Origin of the sequence: Fimbriimonas ginsengisoli Gsoil 348, from assembly GCF_000724625.1 — a bacterium.
Lineage (GTDB): Bacteria > Armatimonadota > Fimbriimonadia > Fimbriimonadales > Fimbriimonadaceae > Fimbriimonas > Fimbriimonas ginsengisoli.
Genome location: NZ_CP007139.1, coordinates 2,278,500 through 2,298,100, shown reverse-complemented (window position 1 = coordinate 2,298,100; position 19,601 = coordinate 2,278,500). Strand labels below are relative to the sequence as shown.

Annotated in this window: 14 protein-coding genes; 12 read left to right on the top strand and 2 right to left on the bottom strand. The window is 62.1% G+C overall.

What is annotated here, in order from left to right:
• The first annotated feature begins 367 nt into the window (after positions 1–367).
• On the top strand, positions 368–3,862 hold the full coding sequence (locus tag OP10G_RS10490; RefSeq protein ID WP_144241094.1) for an InlB B-repeat-containing protein: 3,495 nt from the start codon (positions 368–370) through the stop codon (positions 3,860–3,862).
• Here OP10G_RS10490 and OP10G_RS10485 read toward each other — a convergent pair.
• A complete protein-coding gene (locus OP10G_RS10485) occupies positions 3,859–6,645 on the bottom strand; it encodes an AfsR/SARP family transcriptional regulator (RefSeq protein WP_025225936.1) in 2,787 nt (928 codons plus the stop codon). The two genes, OP10G_RS10490 and OP10G_RS10485, sit on opposite strands and share 4 nt — an antisense overlap.
• Before the next feature lie 38 nt (positions 6,646–6,683).
• The gene (locus OP10G_RS10480) at positions 6,684–7,970 is read right to left on the bottom strand and encodes a Gfo/Idh/MocA family oxidoreductase (protein WP_025225937.1); all 1,287 of its coding nucleotides are present in this window, start codon (positions 7,968–7,970) and stop codon (positions 6,684–6,686) included.
• A 288-nt stretch (positions 7,971–8,258) separates the two neighbouring features.
• Between OP10G_RS10480 and OP10G_RS10475 the strand changes: the two genes are divergently transcribed.
• The 11 genes from OP10G_RS10475 (at position 8,259) to OP10G_RS10425 (ending at position 19,502) form a co-directional block, all read left to right on the top strand.
• Positions 8,259–9,557 carry a DUF4832 domain-containing protein gene (locus tag OP10G_RS10475; protein WP_025225938.1) on the top strand — a complete coding sequence of 433 codons (1,299 nt, stop codon included), beginning with the start codon at positions 8,259–8,261 and terminating at the stop codon, positions 9,555–9,557.
• 112 nt (positions 9,558–9,669) lie between these two features.
• Entirely contained in the window at positions 9,670–10,542 is an 873-nt protein-coding gene (locus OP10G_RS24400) for a prepilin-type N-terminal cleavage/methylation domain-containing protein (protein ID WP_025225939.1), read from the top strand.
• The gene (locus tag OP10G_RS26795) at positions 10,527–10,700 is read left to right on the top strand and encodes a hypothetical protein (protein ID WP_158409195.1); all 174 of its coding nucleotides are present in this window, start codon (positions 10,527–10,529) and stop codon (positions 10,698–10,700) included. Before OP10G_RS24400 ends, OP10G_RS26795 begins: the two co-directional genes overlap by 16 nt.
• A 10-nt stretch (positions 10,701–10,710) precedes the next feature.
• Positions 10,711–11,589, top strand: coding sequence for a carbohydrate ABC transporter permease (locus OP10G_RS10460; RefSeq protein ID WP_025225941.1), 879 nt, complete (start codon positions 10,711–10,713; stop codon positions 11,587–11,589).
• A 10-nt stretch (positions 11,590–11,599) separates the two neighbouring features.
• Entirely contained in the window at positions 11,600–12,916 is a 1,317-nt protein-coding gene (locus OP10G_RS10455) for an extracellular solute-binding protein (RefSeq protein WP_144241093.1), read from the top strand.
• Positions 12,906–13,766: a carbohydrate ABC transporter permease gene (locus OP10G_RS10450; protein WP_038472967.1), complete on the top strand. Its 861-nt coding sequence runs from the start codon at positions 12,906–12,908 to the stop codon at positions 13,764–13,766. The genes OP10G_RS10455 and OP10G_RS10450 overlap by 11 nt, the downstream gene beginning before the upstream one ends.
• 147 nt (positions 13,767–13,913) lie before the next feature.
• Entirely contained in the window at positions 13,914–15,515 is a 1,602-nt protein-coding gene (locus tag OP10G_RS10445; protein ID WP_144241092.1) for a substrate-binding domain-containing protein, read from the top strand.
• Positions 15,515–16,087 (top strand): hypothetical protein, encoded by a 573-nt coding sequence (locus OP10G_RS10440; protein ID WP_025225945.1) that lies wholly within the window; start codon positions 15,515–15,517, stop codon positions 16,085–16,087. Before OP10G_RS10445 ends, OP10G_RS10440 begins: the two co-directional genes overlap by 1 nt.
• On the top strand, positions 16,084–17,172 hold the full coding sequence (locus tag OP10G_RS10435) for a substrate-binding domain-containing protein (RefSeq protein WP_025225946.1): 1,089 nt from the start codon (positions 16,084–16,086) through the stop codon (positions 17,170–17,172). Before OP10G_RS10440 ends, OP10G_RS10435 begins: the two co-directional genes overlap by 4 nt.
• A 108-nt stretch (positions 17,173–17,280) precedes the next feature.
• Positions 17,281–18,291 carry an N-acetyl-gamma-glutamyl-phosphate reductase gene (argC, locus tag OP10G_RS10430; RefSeq protein ID WP_025225947.1) on the top strand — a complete coding sequence of 337 codons (1,011 nt, stop codon included), beginning with the start codon at positions 17,281–17,283 and terminating at the stop codon, positions 18,289–18,291.
• Positions 18,288–19,502, top strand: coding sequence for a bifunctional ornithine acetyltransferase/N-acetylglutamate synthase (locus OP10G_RS10425; protein WP_025225948.1), 1,215 nt, complete (start codon positions 18,288–18,290; stop codon positions 19,500–19,502). The genes argC and OP10G_RS10425 overlap by 4 nt, the downstream gene beginning before the upstream one ends.
• Positions 19,503–19,601: the final 99 nt, after the last annotated feature.

The following is a 19,601-nucleotide window of genomic DNA, read 5'->3' as shown; positions in this document are numbered from 1 at the left end:
TGGCCGTCGAGTTGGTCAATTGCCCGGGCGGCTCCTTACAGGGCCGTAAAGTTGGAGACGTCGATCATTCCATCCTCTTACTAGTTTCCGGGCTTGATGACAACGAAAAAACCTTCATCCAGGTTTGCCGGCGACAAGGTGAGCTGCCCGATCTTGGGCACAAGGATTCAAAGAACACCAGACGCGGCGAGAGCACGACAATGCATGTCTCCGGCTCATCCACTGCCGCCGACCAGTTCCACGTCTGGGCCTATCGACCCAGATTTCATTTGTCACGATGTTGTCACGGTTTGGTCACTGAGGTTGGATATCACTCTGCCGTTAGGTCTCCGCATGATTGGTGCGGGCCTCAAAGGAGAGTCTGTATATGCGCACACCACTACGTGGTCTGGCGAGCCGAGTGTTAATTCGGTTGGTCTTGACCCTGCTTATGATGCCGATCGGCGTCATCTGGGCTCAAAGCGTGACCATCGCGCCCAAATCGCCCAGCGTCGTCGTCGGAGAATCGCTCCAGTTTTCCGCCACCGTAACCGGCCTATCCAGCCAAGCCGTGATTTGGTCCGCTGGTGGCATCAAGGGCGGATCCGCCGCCGCCGGAACGATCTCTACAACCGGACTTTACAAGGCTCCGGTAACTCTTCCGGGCCAAAACCCGGTTCAAATCACCGCTTCCAGCGTTACCGACAACCGAATCAAGGACTCGACCTACGTGATCATCCTGTCGAAGGGACCTATCCTCGACTCGGTCTCTCCGAATCCGTTGAACACCGGAACGATCAACGTCACCTTGACCGGAAAAGGATTCGTCCAGGGAGCCACGGTCGTCGACACATCGAACGGCTCGCCGGTTCAGCTATCCACGACCTCGGTAACCTCCACCACCATTAAGGCGACCGGATATCAGCCATCCGCGCCCAATGCCACGTTTACGGTTCGTAATCCCGGTTCGGGAGTAAGCAATGCGATCACCGTTCCCGTGGCCGGCGGCGCAACCGCCTACACCCTTAACGTCGTTAACGGTACCGGCAGCGGCAGCTACACCGCGGGGACGACCGTAAGTATCCAGGCCAACGCTCCTCCCCAGGGGAGCACATTCACCAACTGGACCGGAGCTACCGTCCAGAACCCAACGGCCTCTTCGACCACGCTAGTGATGCCGGCTGCCAACACCACGGTTACGGCCAACTACTCGAACGGGACCAAGTACCAGCTCACCGTCGTCAGCGGGACCGGAAGCGGCTCCTACGCCGCCGGAACGACCGTCGCCATTACCGCGAATTCGCCGCCGGCCGGAATGACGTTCTCCAAGTGGACCGGCGCCACCGTCCAGAGTGCCACGTCCCCTTCCACCACCCTCACGATGCCCGCGGCCGCCGCAACCGTGACGGCTAACTACGCGACCGCCGCGCAGATTCCGTTCCCGGTAACGACCCACCCTCGCCTCTGGATTACGCAGGCGGACCTACCCAAACTTCGTGGCTGGGCGGTCGCGTCCAACCCGCTCTATGCCCAAGGGATGGCGCCCCTGCTTAGCCAGGCGGTGAATATCTACAACACGCAGTTCTTCCCCGGCGGAGTAGCCAACCCCAACTATCCGGATCCCGGCGACACGCAGGGATACCAGGGATATCTGACCGAGCAGTACGGCCTCGTCCTTGCCTTTAACTCTCTCATCGACCCGGATCCGGCCAACCGGATCAAATATGCCCAGTACGCCCGAAACCTCCTGATGCATGCGATGAATCAGGCTGCCCTCGGGACGCTTGCGGGCGCGCCCTTCCGCGATCCCCTATTCGCCACCTACAACCGCGCGAATGGAAGCGGCGAGCAGTGGCCGCTGATCGTCGACTGGATCTATAGCGCGACCGATGCCAGCAACAACCCTATCCTGACCGTCGCCGACAAGGCGACGATCCGTAAGGTGTTCCTCCTCTGGTCCACCGCGTGTCTCAACGCCTCCACCGCCTACGGCGACCACCCAGTGCCTATCGGTGCGACGAACAGCGCGCAGCTCCTTCCCGGCAACGCGCCGTACCGAATGGCGTCGAACAACTACTACTTGGGACACGCCCGCCTCCTCACGATGATGGCGCTGAGCTTCGACCCGGCCGACGACCCGGTGATCAATGCGAGCCTTGCCCCTTCGGCGATGGGCAACACGCTCCGCAGCTACATCCTGAACGCCAACGGCGCTTGGCTCTACCAGATGTACGCGATGATGGGCGAGCCGGCAACGGTCGCCGCCGACTACGGAATCGCCGGAAACGGCGCCGGGTTCGGCCTCGCCAGCGGCGGGCTTCCTCCGGAGGGAATGCTGTACGGGCACTCGTTCGCCTACATCCTCGGTCAGCTCCTGGCCCTGCAGACCGCAGGTTTCAATAACCCGGCCTACTCGGGACCACAGATCAAGCTGATCGGCGCTCCTGTATGGGATCGATTCGTTCAGGGGTATCTCGCCTCGATGACCCCGACCGCGCAGGTCGCGGCGACCGAGCCTTGGCTGGGTCCGATCTATCAGTACGCCAGCTTCGGCGACCTGCTTCGGCTATACGTCACTCCGGACGTCATGCAGCCGTTTGCGCTGCTATCGCTCCTCGAAGGGCAGCAGGGCCAGGCGACTCACGCCGCCGTCGCACGATGGTTCTCGGTTAATGCGGTTCCCGGCGGAGCCGCTGGACTGATGACGAATATCACCAACCCTTGGAGTTGGAGCTCGACCCAGTCGATCCTCTACTTCATGCTTCTCGGCAACAGCACGAGCGGCGGATTCGATCCCCGGCCGGCGATGCCGCTCAATTACGTGGACGCTCCGGCCGCGCGCATCATCGCAAAAACCGACTGGACAGCGAATGGAACGATGTTCGACTACCGCGCAAGCTGGAATTCGATCAACCACCAGCTCGGCGACGCCGGCCAGTTCGAGTTCTTCCGCAAGGGAGACTGGCTCACCAAGGAGATGAGCAACTACGACAACAACACGGTCGGAATGACGACCAAGTACCACAACTCCCTCGGGCTGAAGAACTGGTGCGCCAACGGCACACCGAATATCTCATGGTTCGAGGCTGGAGAGTGGGCCAACGGCAGCCAATGGATACTCGCTCAAAGCGCCGGCGATCCGACGACGGTGAACAGCAGCGGCACCGGCTACGTGTACGCCGCAAGCGATCTCACCAAGCTCTACAACCGCCCCAACGTTTACTCACCGAACGATGCCGCGGTGGACATTACGCAAGCCACTCGCTCCGTCCTCTGGCTTGACGGCGACTATATCGTCGTCTACGATCGGGCCACGTCGGTTCACACCGGTCTGTTCAAAACGTTCAACCTGAGCCTGGCCACCGCGCCGACCATCGTAGGGAACGTGACGACGGAAACGATGCCGAGCGGTCAAAAGCTGTTCGTCCAGACGTTGCTCCCGCAGAACGCCGCCATCAAGTCGGTCTACGCGGCGAGCGACCTTAATCCGATCGCTGAGTTGGAGCCAATGACGCAGATCCTGTCGATTCAGGACCCGGCCATGCCCCAGAACACTCGCTTCCTGCACGTGCTCCAAGGAGCCGACGCCGGTACGGCGATGGCGGCGGCCACCAAGGTCGCCAATGCGAACGGCACGGCGTTCGACGGCGCGGTATTCGGCAAGTACGCCGTTTACTTCCCGGTGAACAAGGGAGCCGTCATCGCCACCAGCACCTTCGTGGTTCCGGCCGGCGTCCACACCTTCGTAGTGACCGGATTAACACCCGGAGCAGCGTACGGAATCACGACGACGGCTACGGCGGGTGGCGTAACGGTCACTCTTACTCCCGGCGTCGCCGGATCGACCGCGGATGCGGCGGGGGTGATCAAAGCCACCATCTAACCGAACGCTTCCTGCGCCAAGGCCACGGCCAGGGTGCAGACGGTACGGTTAGAATCGGACGAGAGAAGGCTCCGCCAACCCTCGTGCACCGGACCGGTGATCGGATCGCCCAGCGCTCCGATCACCGCGTTTGCGTACGGCTCTTTTCCCCGACGCAAACACTCGCCCGCCAAGGATCGAAGGGAAGCCTCTCGCTCTTCGCTCGAATCGAGGAGCTGGGTAAACCGGAACATCGCCTCGATCGCGGCGAGCAGCGCCGGAATGTCGTTTCGGCGCTGCTCCCACTCCAGGCGGACGCGAGCCACGTCGAGCATGTATTGCGGCGACCCAAGACGTCGGGCGATCTCCGCCGCCTCGTCGAGAAGGGCGCGCGATTCTTCGGAGTCGAGGCTGATGCGAGCGAGATCGAGCAAGGGTCCGGTGAGTAAGAACTGGATTCCGAGCTCGCGAAGGCGGCGGATCCCTTCGATCAGCAATGGCCGCGCCGCCTCGGGCCGTCCGGCCGCGATATAGATGTGCGCTAGTTCGCCGTAAGCGCGCCCCTGGTTGGAGGGATCGACCGCCTGAGTTCTAATCTCGAATGCTTCTTCCGCGATCCGGACCGCCTCGTCTAGATTGCCCAGCGAGACGAGGATGCTCGCACAGTCGGACAGCGCCAGATGACGATGCTCGGTTCTCGGGGTTGTCGTTGCCAGCTTCTTTAGGACCTCGACCGCTCGGGGCGGGTCAGTCCGGGCAAGGATCAACGCCGCGTAATTCAAGGTCGCCCAACTTTGCCCTACCAAGTGGTTTCCCTTCTCGAAAGTCTCGATCGCGGCAAGGAACGCCGGCTCCGCTCGTTTGATTCGCCCCCCGAGCGCGAGCGCGATCCCGGTTCCCAGCCATGCTTCCCCTCCCGGCCAGCAGGGAAGCGACGCGGCGCCGAGCTGTACGGCTTCGAGGAACAGATCGACGTTGCTCGGCGGCATCCCCCGCGTCCCAACGGTTCTCCAGGCGCCCGCTACGAGGTGGGCCGCTACCGCCGCGTTATAGTCGATTCCCCATCGCACCCCGCTCATGATATTTGGCCACTCGACGGCGACTCGGTCGAACGCTTCCACTTGGTAAGGGCCGGTCTGGTACCGGGAAGTGTCGTAGGTCCAGTCCGCCATGATCTGCCAGGTTCGTTCCGCCACCTGGTCACGGTCGGAGGCCGCCAACCGCTGCCGTGCCACGAACGCGAGGGGGCGTGGTACTTGCATCCGCCGGCGAGAACCCTCCCCCTGAACGCAAATCAGGGAGTGATTCTCGAGCAGCCGAAGGATTTCGAACGATGCCAGCTTGGAGGCCAGTTCCGGGCAAGCGCCGTCGAGGAGGCAAAGCGAATCGAACGCCTCCTTCGCCAAAGGTGGCATCTGTTCGAGAGTCCCAATCAGGGACCTTGCGACGGATTCGCCCGTTGATGTTTCGAGCTCGGCGAACGCAGCTAGACCGGAATCTAGATCTTGGATCGCCTGCTCCGGCGACTGGATCTCCAGCCGCTTGGCAAACAGCTTCAACGCCAGCGGCAATCCGCTCAAGCACGTAGCCAGTGCGGCAAGCGACGCTCGAATCGACTCGTTCCCAATTTCCGAGGAGGTCTGCGAGGCGAGGAGCCGAACCGCCGCTTCGTCCTCGTTGGGACCGGTCGGGAGCGGGTTGACCCGCACCTCGGAAACTCCGGCCATGTCGAGCCGCACGCGCGACTCGGCCAAGACACGCCAGCCGTTCCTGGCGGCGGCCGCAATCGTTCTCTCGATCTCCCTCGGTTCGTGCGTCGACTCGAGGACGAAGAGGCCGTCTGCAACCGGCGATGGCTCGCCGCCAAGTTGAACGGGCAATTGATTCGCCAGCGAGAATCGCCACGCGCATGCCCGAAGGAGGTGAGTCTTGCCCACCCCGAGAGCTCCCACCAACAAGACGCACGCACCCGGTTCCGCCAGTGCGGCATCGATAAATGCCAGCCTTTCTTCCCGCCCGAAGAGCTCCGCCGGGCGCGGGACTACCGTCCGAGGTTCTTGCGTAGGCGGGAGCGGAGCTTCTTTCGTCCCCGCCAGAAGAGCCCGTATCGAATCGGGTGCGTGATGGCCCAGTTCGCGGAAGAGCATTCCATCGAACTGTAAGAAAGCTTGCCGCGCTCGGTTTCCCTGCCCAAGCGCGACGAGGCGGCGGATGAGGCGGCCGTTCGCTCCGGTATCGAGCGGGTCGTGGTGGACCGCTTGGATGATCGCGTTAAGTGCCGACTCCTGCTCGCCGAGCGCTTCCCAAGCATCCGCCAGAGCAAGCAGTGCTCGGCGGGCCTTCTCGTCGTACTGCCGCCGGGTAGAGAACACCCATGGCTCTTGATATCCCGCGAGAAAAGGGCCTCGGAGCAGATCTACCGCGCTTGAGAGGCGAGCAACTCTTTCGCTCGGCGTCTCGTCACTCCCCTCGGCTACAAGGGCGTCGAACATAAGGGCGTCGGTCGTGAGGACCCCCGGTTCGATTCCCACCTGATACCGGTCGGATTGCAAGTGAGAATCGAATTCGCCGATGACCTGCCGCAGACGACGAAGCTCTTGGCGGAGACGCCCGCGCGTGATGTCCAGATAATCGTCCGGCCAAAGTAACTCGGCGAGCGCGTCCCGCTCCATCCTTCCGTCGCGCGCCAAGGCAATCCGGGCGAGGATCAATCCCGACTTTCGGGTTGGGAACCGCGTCAACCGCCAGTCACCCCGCTCGAATTCGAGCGGGCCGAACGTGCGGAGAACAAATCCGGGCGGCATCGCGATGCAATTTTGACCGATGCAAGCAGTGGGGTCCGCTAAGAGACCTGGGCCGGCTCGCGAAGCTCCGCCGACATCGCCGCAACGTCCACGACGACACCGTCCCGCCGCGCCGTTTCCGCCGCGAAAGCGATGGTGTGGGTCCGCAGCGACTCTTCCGTTCCCGTGCGCACCTTCGAAGGATCGCCTTGGAGTACCGCCTCCAGGAAATTCTTCATTAGGCGTCCATCCGCCCCGCCGTGCGCTCCCGCTTCTTCCGGCACTTCGAACCGGGAGTGACGGTTCTCGCGCCAGAACTCCCAAAGGTCGACCGACCGCTGATCGATCTTCGCCTCCAGATAGCCGCGAGTTCCGTGGATCCGAAGGTAGCGGCCACCCCAGGGAGTGAAGGCGGTCATCGTAAAGGTTGCCGTCACATCCCCTTCGAAATCGATATTCACCACCTGGTGATCCACCACGTCGTTATCGGTCCGGTAGACGCACCGGCCGTACGGACTCTCCCGCAGTCGGAGCAAAGTCTGCTCCCGAGTCAGGCCGTCGAATCCCGCATGCGAGCGCCACGGCGTGTCGGCGCCGTACACCTTCATCGAGTGATACGGACACGTCTCCGCCACCGGGCACCCGTCGACGCAATACTCCGGCGCCCCGGCCGGTGCCTGCTCGGTCCTGAAGTGAGTGAGAGCCCCAAAGGAGCCGACTCGGCGGCAAGGGCGATCGACGAGCGAGGCGATGATATCGATGTCGTGGCAGCTCTTGGCCAGCAACATAAAAGTGCTTCGGGCGGTGTTTCCCCAATTGCCGCGGACGAACGAGTGGGACTGGTGAATGTGCTCCACCGCCTCGAGCTGGTCGAGCGACACGATGTCGCCGATCGCGCCGGAGTCGATGATCTCGCGCACCCGCTCGTAGACGGAATGGTAACGGAGGCTGTGGCAGACGCTTACGATGCGGCCGGTCTCGCGCCGCACCCGATCGATCTCTCGGGCATGCTCTAGCGTCGTCGCCAGCGGCTTTTCCAACAGCATGTGGTAGCCGAGCCGCATCGCTTCGCAGGCCGAGCCGACATGCTCGCGATCCATGGTGGTGTTGATCAAGACGTCGGCGACGCGCCCTTTCGCAAGCAAATCTTGCCAAGTCTCAAACCTCCCCGCCTCGGGAACTCCGTGCATCTCGACCACCGCTTGGCGGGCATGAGCCCGTGGATCGGCGACGGCGACGACGACGCCCGGACCGAGGTTGTCGTGCAGCCACTGGGCGAACATCCGGCCCCGACCACCGGCGCCCGCGATGGCGAACGTCAGTCCCGCCGCTCGGGGAGAGGTCACGGGCGCTGCTCCGAAGGAGTGAGTTTCATACTCATGAGATACCACGCTTTTCGCGGATTTGGCACCGCGATCATAAGTAGTGTATATGAATGCTCTAACGAGATAAAGAGCACACCTAACGGTCAAACGTTTGACCAAAGAATTGATCCGCAACAAAAGAAAATCTTTTCCTAACTTTCCGATTCTTGAGTAAGAATGACCCTAAGTAAATATGAGAGTTGCCCAAATAGACAATGAGGTCGAGAACGGGCCGGCGGAGATTTTTCGTCGGCGCGAAGGGGAAGCGCCTTGATAAGCGCGATACTCCTCGCCATCCTCACGGGGGCTCAAGGCGCTCGAACGGTCGATTTGCCCGCCGGACCCGGACCGCTGGAGAATCCGCTCAAGGGATACGCCTCATATTCCGGAGCGGGCGTGACCCACTATTTCCCCGCCTCCATGGCATACGTGGACGCGTCTTGGCGAGAATTGGAACCGCGAGAAGGCGAATATCAGTTCGCCGCGTGGGAGCAGAAGAAGTGGGACGAGAACCTCGCGAAGGGGAAGCACATCGTCTTCCGAGTCTGGATGGACTACCCCGGCCAGGCGACCGGCGTCCCCCAATGGCTTATCGACCAAGGGGTGAAGATGACCCCCTACACCGATTTCGGCGGCGGAAAATCGCCGGACTATGAGAATCCCAAACTAAAGACGGCGCTCCTTCGCCTCATCAAAAGGCTAGGCGAGCGATACGACTCTAACCCGCGCGTCGCCTTCGTCCAAGTTGGGCTACTCGGGCACTGGGGAGAATTTCATACCTACCCACGCGCCGAGCTGTTCGCCTCGGAGGCGACCCAGAAGCAGGTTGTTAGCGCGCTTCAAACCGCCTTTCCGCACAAAAAGCTGATGGGACGAAATCCGTCCTACCCATCTTTGCAGCTTCCCGGCATGGGGTTCCACGACGACATGATTCCAGAGGACACCCTGCCGCCGGAAGATTGGAAGTTCCTCCCCGCCCTCCGCGCCGGCCACATGGACGGCAACTGGCAGGTCGCCCCAACGGGAGGAGAAATGGTCCCTGGCGCCGCGGCCAAGTGGCTGGGGGATGGTTGGTCGGATACTCAGCGGGCGGTTCGGGATGCCCACTTCAGTTGGATCGGCCCGTACTGCCCGGCCATGGTCGCCCCCCGCGACGACTCCTTCCGGCACCACGCGGAAGAGCTCATCCGGATGCTGGGATACGAGTTTCGGCTCGCCAAGCTGACATTGCCCGCAGCCCTGCAAGCCGGTAAACCCGCGAGTGCTTCCATCGAAGGAGTGAATCAAGGGGTCGCCCCGTTCTACTACCCGTGGTCGATGGAGACCGTTCTTCTCGACGAAAAAGGAAGCGTCGTCGCCAGGGCCCCTGCGACCGTCGACATCCGAAAGTGGCAGCCCGGAGCATTCCGGTTCACCACTTCGATTCCGACCCAAGTGACGCCGGGGCAGTACCGCCTCGCCCTCGGCATCCTCGACCCGTGGACCGGCAAGCCCTCCATCGCTTTCGCCAACCGTCTCGACCGATCCGGAGGTTATGTCGTCTTATGTCAAGTAGGGGTCGCAAAATAAAGAAAAAGATCAAACGATTGACCACAGTAAACCAATAGTCGAACGCATAAACGAATCAATTATCTCGAATTAGAACACCGCAATTCTTCGGAACTTACCAAGGAAAACTATCATGTCATCGAAAGCACGAGCCTTTACCCTTATCGAGCTTCTAGTCGTCATCGCCATTATCGCGATTCTCGCCGCTATCCTATTCCCCGTGTTCGCCCAGGCCAAGGCCGCGGCCAAGCAGACGAGCTGCATCTCCAATGTCAAGCAGATGAACCTTGGCATGATCATGTACTCTAGCGACTCGGACGACCTGCTCCCGATGGCGCTGCACGACACCGCCACCCCGATTGCCACCAGCCCGCCCCCCGACGCCGCGCTCCTCGCGCAGACCAACGACAAGTGCTGGACCTGGGCCGACGACGGCAACTCGCCTCCTCAGGGCTGCTTCTGGACCTGGGGCGAGAGCACCTATCCGTATCACAAGGCGACCCAAATCTTCCGCGATCCGGGCGGGAGCAACGCCAACGGCAACCCCGGCGTGGCCAACTACGGCGCGAACTTCGCCCTGACCGGCATCCCGCTTTGGAATCCGGCCCATCCGAAGCCGACCTCGACGACGTCGCTCGACGATATCGCCAACAAGGTTCTGATCTCGGAATCGGGCAACTACCTCGTCGATAACAACACCTTCCGAGTGCCAGGCTGGGGCGCCTTCAACTACGTCCCGGGCGAGTGCACGAACGGCTTCGGCAAGAGCACCAGCGCCTCTCCCGAGCTCGACTGCATCTCCGGCGACCCAAGCGGCTGGGACGCCGCCAACGTCGCCAAGATCGCGAGCGACCTCTCCAAGGGCCGACACGCCGGTGGCGTAACCGTCGGCTGGGCCGACGGCCACGCGAAGTCGATCAAGATCTCCGCCCTCGCCGGCAAGCGCGGCGCGGCATGGTGTCCCACGACGAAGGACGGCAATCCATGGGCATGCTCTTGGGAGTAGTTCGTAAGTTCGGGCCAGGTTTCCTGGCCCTCCTCTTTCTCACCGGCGTTGCGGCGGGATGCTCCTCTGCGGGAGGTGGCGGCGACGTGATCAAGCCCGAGCCGACTAAGAACCCGATGGCGGAGCGCATCGAAAAGTCCGGGGCGAAAGCCAAGTAAAGCTACGGTAATGAGGAAGTTTTGGCGCGACAACGGGCCTGGCCTGCTGTTCATCAGCCCGTGGTTGGTCGGCTTCCTCGTCTTCATGGCGTGGCCGTTCCTGAGGAGCGTGTACCTTTCGTTCACCTCCTACGATGTGGTCACCGCTCCCAAGTGGATCGGCCTCGCCAACTACCAGACCCTCCTTCACGACGACCCGGTCTTCTGGCAGTCGCTCTGGGTGACGGTTCGCTACGCCATCTTCGCCGTCCCACTCGGGATCGTGGCGGGGGTGGCATTAGCATTGCTGCTCAACGTCGAGGTGCGCGGCCAGGCGATCTTCCGGACGATCTTCTATCTCCCGTCGATCGTCCCCAGCGTCGCCACCGCAGTCGTTTTCATGTGGATCCTGAATCCGGAAATCGGCCTCGTCAACGGCTTGTTGCGAACCGTGGGAATCGAGGGACCCGCCTGGCTCAGCGACACGAAGTGGGCGCCGTGGAGCTTGGTGCTGATGTCCCTCTGGGGAATTGGCGGGAGCATGGTGATCTACCTCGCCGGGCTCAAAGATATTCCCATCCACCTGTACGAAGCGGCTCGGATCGACGGCGCCAAAGGCCGGCATCTGCTCCGCCACGTCACCCTTCCCCTGTTGACGCCGGTCATCTTCTTCAACCTCGTCATGGGCGTCATCAGCGCGTTCCAATACTTCACCGAGGCGTACGTGATGACGCAGGGCGGGCCGGAAGGGAGCACGACGTTCTACGCCCTCTACCTCTTCCAACGCTCGTGGCAATACCTTGACATGGGCTACGCCAGCGCCATGGCCTGGGTGTTGTTCCTGGTCGTGCTCACCGTCACCGGGCTTCTGTTCCGAAGCCAAAGGAAATGGGTGCACTTTGGCCGGTAGCCGGATTTCTTTGAAGGTCGTCCTCGGCGGCGCACTCGCGCTGGCGATGCTGATCGTCCTCGCGCCCGCCCCGCCGCCGCTCGTCCATGACCGGAAACGGGAGCCGGTCTACTTCTGGCACATGTGGTCCGGCGAGTGGTTGCCGGTCGTGGAGAACATCTGTAAGCGCTTCAATGCCAGCCAGAGCCGATACGAAGTGATCCCGCTCCAGATTCCCGCCGAAGGATCGGAAACGAAGTTCCTCCTCTCCGCCGCCGGCGGCACGTCTCCCGACCTCGTCAGCCAGTGGAACCCGATCCTCGGTATGTGGAGCGAGCGCGGGCTCATCCAGCCGATCGATGCGCTGATGACACCGGAAGAGCGTGCACGATTTAAGCAAGAGGCGTATCCGGTCATTCAAAAGCACGCGACTTACCAAGGGCACATCATGGCGCTCATCGCCGGCGTCGACGTGTATGCCTGCTATTACCGCCTGGACCACCTCAAGGAAATCGGACGCGACGAGAACCACCTCCCGCAAACGATGGAGGAGCTGGCGGATGTAGCGAAGCAGCTCGACCGGCACGATGAGCAGGGACGCCTGCGGCGAGTCGGTTTTCTCCCGCGCTATTTCGAGCAGCTCACCCCTACCTTCGGAGGCAGCTTCAACGGCCCCGACGGACCGGTCGTCGCGACCAAGGAGCAACGGCGAGCCCTCGGCTTCATCGTCGATTCCTTCAAGCGGCTCGGCTTCGACCGCGTAACCCGTTTCAATTCCACGCTCGCCGCCGATGCCGGCGTAAATGCCCCTTTGATCGCCGGAAACTACTCGGTAATGCTCGACGGCCAGTGGCGGGTAAAGCAGACCGCCCAGTTCGCGCCGGATCTCCGCTACTGCGTCGCGCCGCTTCCGCCGCCCAAGGGGGGACGCCCGCTTGCCTCGTTCACGAACGCCAACTACATGGTAATCCCACGCGCTTCGCATAACCCGCAGGGCGCCCTCGCCTTCGTGAAGTTCTGGACCGGAATGGACGACCCGGAGACGGGCGCGAAGAACGTGGTCGACATGGGCTGGCTACCTTATTGCGACCGCGTCGCCAAGAGCTCCGCGTACCAGGCATACCTTCGCAAGTTCCCCACGTTCGCCCCGTTCGTGCAGCTCATCCGCAGCCCGAATCTCGAGATCCCGCCCTCCGGGCCGCTCCAGTCGTTCATCACCAACGAGATCCAAAAAGCGAACGACGTCGCTACCCGCGGGAGCCAAACCGCCGACCAAGCGTTAGACACCCTCGCCACCCACCTTCAAGACGAGATCGCAAGACAACGGAGGTTGGGACGTGGCAAATAGAGCCGATCGCGGTCGCAAGCTACTCGTGTGGCTCGCCCTCGTCGTGCTCTCCATACCGGCCCTGTTGCCGATGGCCTGGATGGTTTCGACTTCGCTAAAGACCGACAAGCAGGTCTTCGCCACCGAAGGAAAGGGCGCGCCGACGGTTAGCCTCAAGAGCCTGGTTCCGCGCCCCGTCAACCTCAAGAACTACCCGGACGCGCTCACCGCCCTCCCCCTTCGCGTGTACGTACGGAACACCGCGTTTCTCTGCCTGATGAACATCTTGGGCGCGGTTCTGAGCAGCGCGGTGGTTGCGTACGGCTTCGCCCGGATGCGGTTCATCGGCCGGGACGGGCTGTTTCTCGTCATGGTCGCGACTATGGCGATCCCCGGCCAGGTCACGATGGTGCCGGTGTTCGCCATGTACCGGGCGCTCGGCTGGTACGGCTCCTACCTTCCGCTGACCGTACCGGCATTCTTCGGCGTTCCGTTCTTTATCTTCTTGCTCACCCAGTTCTACCGGACGCTGCCCGACGAGATGGCGGAAGCGGCGCGGCTCGACGGGGCGGGCGAGTGGCGGATCTTCACCCGCTTGATGCTTCCCCTCTCCAAGCCCGCGCTGGCGACCTGCGCCCTCTTCCAGTTCGTCGGGACCTGGAACGACTTCCTTGGCCCCCTCCTGTACCTGAACGACCCGCAGAAGTACACCGTGGCTTACGGCCTGCAGCAGTTCATGTCCAAGAACGGCGGCCAGTGGACGCTTCTAATGGCCGCCGCCACTCTCTTCACCCTCCCGGTCGTGGTGATCTTCTTCTTCGCCCAACGCACCTTCATCCAAGGCATCGCCACCACCGGCGGCCGCAATTGACCTGGGAAGCTGCGAGCAATTGTTAAGAACTCATTCGCGCTTGCCTCGCTGCCGATCTTAACAATTCTCCAATTGTTAAGGCGTTCCAAACCCCCGCAACCCAACCTATACGGGCGGCCGTGCTTTCGTATACAGTTGGTTAAGAAGATGACGAAAAGTCGGTTTCTGGTATTCGCCGTGGGGATCGCGGTAATCGGGGCCGGCTGTCGGCCGGCGGTCGACTACACCCCCGGAATCGCGCTCAACCCCGCGTCCGTCTCCTTCCTAACCGGCTCCGAAACCGAGCCGCTCCGGCCTCTGGTCGAGCAATACGCCCGCAAGGCGGGGGTGCAAGTGACGTTCGAATCCAAGGGCGCCGTCGACATCATGCTCGGTCTTAAAAGCGGCGATAACCGCTACGACGCGATCTGGCCCTCGAATTCGATGTGGGTCACCTTAGGCGGCAATTCGCAGGTGAAAGAGGGTCAGAGCATCATGCGGACCCCGGTGATCCTGTGGGTGAAGCGGTCGACGGCGAAGGAACTCGGGTGGATCGGCAAGACGGTGAAGATGCAAGACATCCTCCCTGCCAATCAGTCCGGGAAGCTGAATATGCTCGTCACCTCGGCGACGCAATCGAACTCCGGAGCCTCCGCTTACTTCGGCTACCTCAGCGCGTTCAGCGGAGCCCCCGCGGTGCTCGGCGAAGAGCACCTGAACCGCCCCGATGTCCGCAAGAAAATCAAGAGCTTTTACGACAACATCAAGCACTCGTTCGGCAGCTCCAAATGGGCGAAGGATTACTTCATCGACCATTACGACGAGTTCAACTCGATGATCAATTACGAGTCGATGGGGATAGAAGCGAACCGAACCCTCGCCTCCAGCGGCCGCGAACCGCTCTACGCCGTGTATCCGGTCGACGGCCTGACGATCGCCGACTGCCCGATGTACTACGTGGACCACGGCGACGACAAGAAGCACCAATTCATCCGCGGTCTCCAACAATTCCTGCAGTCGCCCGAGGCACAGCAGGAAATCATGCGGCAGGGGTGGCGGGTCGGCGCCGCCGGTATGGGAACCGCTTCGAACGACTCGGCGGCGTTCAGCCCCGATTGGGGCGTGGACATGAAACGCGTGCTGCAGCCGATCCGGTTTCCGAGCCCCCAAGTCATCGAGAAGGGGCTCTCGCTCTACCAAACCGTCTTGAGGCGGCCGATCGCCCGCGCCTACTGCCTCGACTTCTCCGGCAGCATGGAGGGCGAGGGGCAGCGGCAAGTGAAACAGGCAATGCGCCTGATCTTGGACCCGGAGGAGGCCCGGAAGCACTTCCTAGACATCGGCCCCGACGATATCACCGTCGTGATCACGTTCGATTCGGAGGTCATCCACCAGTGGGTGGTACGTGGGAACGACCCGAAGGAGCTTCGGGACCTGAACGCCAAGGTGCAGGCGGAGTCGATCAGAGGCGGCACCGACATCTTTCTCCCGGTGGAGGAAGCCATCGGGTACTTCAAATCGATTCCCAATCTAGAAAGGCACATGGTGTCCGTGGAGCTGATGACGGACGGGCGGTCCGACTCGGGCAGCGTTGAAGAGGTCATGGCCAAGATGAGCCAGACCGGTGTGAAGGTTCCGGTCTACTCGATCGGCTTCGGTGACGCGGACGATAGCCAGCTTCAAGAGATCGCCAAACGGACGAGCGCCAAGTATTTCGACGGCAAGAAGGATCTGGTCAAAACGTTCCGGGAAGTGAGCGGCTACAACTGATGAGGATCGTTCCGGGAGTCGTCGCCTCCGCCGTCTTCCTTTTTCTCTTCTTCGTGGCACTTTCGCCGCTCGGCTTCTTGCCCGGGTTAGCCCTCAGCCTAGTTCTATCCGCCGCCGCGTTTGCTGGAACGCAGATCGCGATGGCAGGACGAACACCGTCGGACGAGCTTCGGGAGCAGGACGAGAGCACGACCCTTTTGAAGCTTTCCGCGATGCTCCCGAAGCTTCAACCCGCACCGCGAGAGAACCTGTCCGCGCTGATTCGGAAAGCGGGCACCGTCCGGTCGCGACTCATCGAAGCCGGTCAGAGCCAAAACTGGCAAAGCTATATCCGCCCGTCGCTCAATATTATTGCTCTCGCAACGAACGACTTTGCCGCCTCGGACCAATCCGACCCCACGATCGCCGCGGCTTACAAGAACCTGCTGGAGAAACACTCCCAACAACTCGATACCCTCCTGACGAGGCTCAACCTGGAGAGCGCGAGCAGCACCAAAGCCGCGCTCGAGGGTTACCAGCTGAACGTCGAGGAGCTCGGACAGCTTTATAACGTAGGTGGCCCATCCACATGAAATCGAATGCCGGAATTGCCTTGCTCGTCGCCGTGGTCGCCGTCTCGGTCGGCGCATATTTCCTGACACATAAGACTTCCTCTCCCACCGGAGCCGCTCCCGTCGGAGAGCCGGTCACCGTTACCGGACCAGTGGGTGGTGAGAAAATCGACCTTCTGAACGATCCGGCGGTGGCGAACATCCTTCACGACCGGTTCGGCCTCACTGTGAAAGCGGATAAGGCCGGCTCGCTGGAGATGACCGGGCTCACAGGCAAAGACTTCGCTTGGCCTTCCAGCCAGGTCGCGCTGGAGATGTTCAAGGAGAAAGACACAACCGGCTCGCGAAACGAGGTGATCTTCAACTCGCCGGTGGTGCTCTACTCATGGGACAAGGTTGTGCAGGCACTGCAGCAGGCGCACCTTGTGAAGCAAATCGACGGCGCGTACTACGTCACCGATTTCCGCGGGCTCATCGACAAGATTCAAAAGGGAGCTAAGTGGGAGAGCCTCGGTTTGGGCGACCTCTACGGCGCGGTGTCGATCCACACGACCGACCCAACCACGAGCAACTCGGGAATGATGTTTTGCGGCCTGCTCGCCAACCTCCTCAACGACGGCAAAGTCGTTACCGATGCGAACGTGGACCACGTTTTGGGGCCTACGAAGTCCTTTTTCGCTCAGCTCGGCTTGATGGAGCGCAGCTCGGCCGACCTCTTCTCGCAGTTCGTGACGCAGGGGATGGGATCGAATCCGATCATGGTCGGCTACGAGAACCAGCTCGTCGAATTCGTGCTTCAGCACCCTGAGCACGCGCCACTCATCAAGCAGCAGATCCGCATCCTCTATCCACGCCCCACGGTATGGAGCAACCACCCAATGATCGCCCTGACGCCCAACGGCGAACGCCTCCTGGGTGCGCTGAAAGACCCGGAGATCCAACGCATCGCCTGGGAACGCCACGGCTTCCGCTCCGGAATGGTCGGCATCCAAAACGATCCCAAGGTATTGGAAGTCGTCGGCATCCCAACCCGAATCGAGAACGTCATGCAGATGCCCCGCCCCTCGGTGATGCAGAAGTTGCTCGGGGCCGTCGGTCACGGCTAGGCCGTGGCGCCGGCTTCCAGCCGGCAGCCCAAGCAGCGGGGCCCCGGAGGCATCGGCGAGGGCGCCGACGCTACGGGTTTGAGTGCGGCGGGGAGGTACCCTCTTTAGATGGCGGGTAGCTATCGAGTCGCGGTCGTGGGGGCGAGTGGGTATGGAGGGGCGGAGATCGTCCGTCTACTTTCCAGCCACCCGTGCGCGACCGTGACGGTAGCGACCTCCGGCCGTAGCGCCGGACGGGCGTTGCGCGACGAGTGCCCGTGGCTCTCCACCGACCTCACTCTGACCGCGTTCGAGCCGGAGAAAGTGGATGTCGACGTCGTTTTTCTCTGCCAAGAGGCAGGCTTCGCCATGGAGCACGCGGCGAACCTCGTGGGCCACGCGAAAGTGATCGACCTCTCGGCCGATTTTCGCCTCAAGGACCACGGCGTGTTCGAACGCACCTACGGACGCCCGCACACCAACCCCGACCTCGGTGGCGAGCCGGAGTACGGGCTTCCTGAGTTGGTCGACCGCGAGCGGATCGCCGCATCCCCCCTCATCGCGAACCCCGGGTGCTATCCCACCGCGACGCTCCTCGCGATCATGCCGCTCATCCGAGCCGGCCTCGCGCAGGGGACGCCGGTCGTCGACGCGAAGTCGGGAGTCTCCGGTGCCGGACGATCGAAGAAAGAGACGGACTACCTCTTCTCCGAATTAAGCGGCGGCTTCAAGCCGTACGCGGTCACGGGCCACCGGCACAACCCCGAAATCGAGCAGCTCGCCGGGCGTCCGGTTCGGTTCACCCCGCACCTCATCCCTGCCGCCCGCGGGCTCGAGGCGACGTGCCACGTGCAAGTCGGAGACTCGAGCCGCGACGCCCTACGTGAACTCTTCCGCGAATCCTACCGCTCGGAGCCGTTTGTGTCGGTACGCGACACTCCCCCATCGACCAAACAGGTACTCGGCTCCAACCGATGCGACATCTTCGTGGATTACGACGCGCGGACCGGTTTCGCGGTGGTCTGCAGCGTGATCGACAACTTGGTCAAAGGCGCAGCGGGGCAGGCGATCCAAAATATGAACCTGATGCTCGGCCTTCCCGAGGACACCGGCTTGCCCAAGGATGGTATCTGGCCTTGACCCCTAAAGGATTTCGATTCGCCGGCGTCCGGTGCGGCCTGAAGAACAAGCGGAACGATCTCGGCATGATCGTCTCCGACGTCCTCGCCCAAGCCGCCGGCGTGTTCACGACCAACTTCGTTCGGGCCGCTTGCGTGGACCATTCGCGCGACGTGATCTCCGGCGGGACGCTTCGAGCGGTGGTGGTCAACAGCGGAAACGCCAACTGTTGCACGGGCGAGCAAGGGGTCCGGGATACGCAGAAGATGTCCGAATGGGCCGCCGCCGCCCTGGGTACGGAGCCGAACGAGGTCGCCGTCGCCTCGACCGGAGTCATCGGCCACCTGCTCGACATGGCTAAGGTCGAGCGGGGCATCCGCGAAGCCGGAACCAAGCTGGGCGACGACCCGCGCCCTTACATGGACGCGATTCTGACGACCGATCTGGTCGAAAAGTGGGCTTGGACCACCTGCGTGCCGGGAGAAGAGCCCTCGGTCGTTGTCGACGCGCGGTTCAACGCCAACGAACGCCCCGCCCCGGCCGGTCCCTACGGCGTGTTCTATGGTGTCGCCAAAGGCTCCGGGATGATCGCCCCCAATATGGCCACGATGCTCGGCTTCGTGGTCACCGACTTGGATGCAAGCGGCCTCGACCTGCCGGCGATCCTCAAAAGGGTCTCCGACCGGAGCTTCAACTGTATGACGGTGGACGGAGACACGTCGACGAATGACATGCTCTTGCTCCTCGCGAACGGAGCGTCTGGAATTCGAGCCAGCGAAGCCGAGTTCGAAGCGGCGCTAGAAGGAGTCTGCGTGTCTTTGGCTAAACAAATCGCCCGCGACGGCGAAGGCGCAACCAAGTTGGTCGAGATCCGGGTGCAAGGGACGAGTGACCCGATTAAGATCGCCCGCACCATCGGCGAATCGCCGCTTGTGAAGACCGCCATGTTCGGCTGCGACCCGAACTGGGGCCGAATCCTAATGGCCGCCGGCCGCGCCGGCGTCCCGTTCACCACCGCCGACGTCAGCCTGTCGCTGCTCGCCGGCGACGAAGAGCACGTCCTCTTCGAAGACGGCGCCCCCGCCTCGTTCGACCCGAAGCGAGTCTCCTCCGCCCTAAAGTCAGACCACGTAGTGATTGACCTAAACCTAGGCGAAGGCCCCTCCGCCAAGGTCTACACCTGCGACTTCGGCTACGGCTACGTAAGAATCAACGCCGAGTACCACACGTAGCATCGGCCATCAGCATGTGGACTGTGGCGTGTTGCCTGTGGCTTGATGGGACGGATGAGACACATGCGACCAATAAGTCCCAGATGTTCCCGTTTGTCC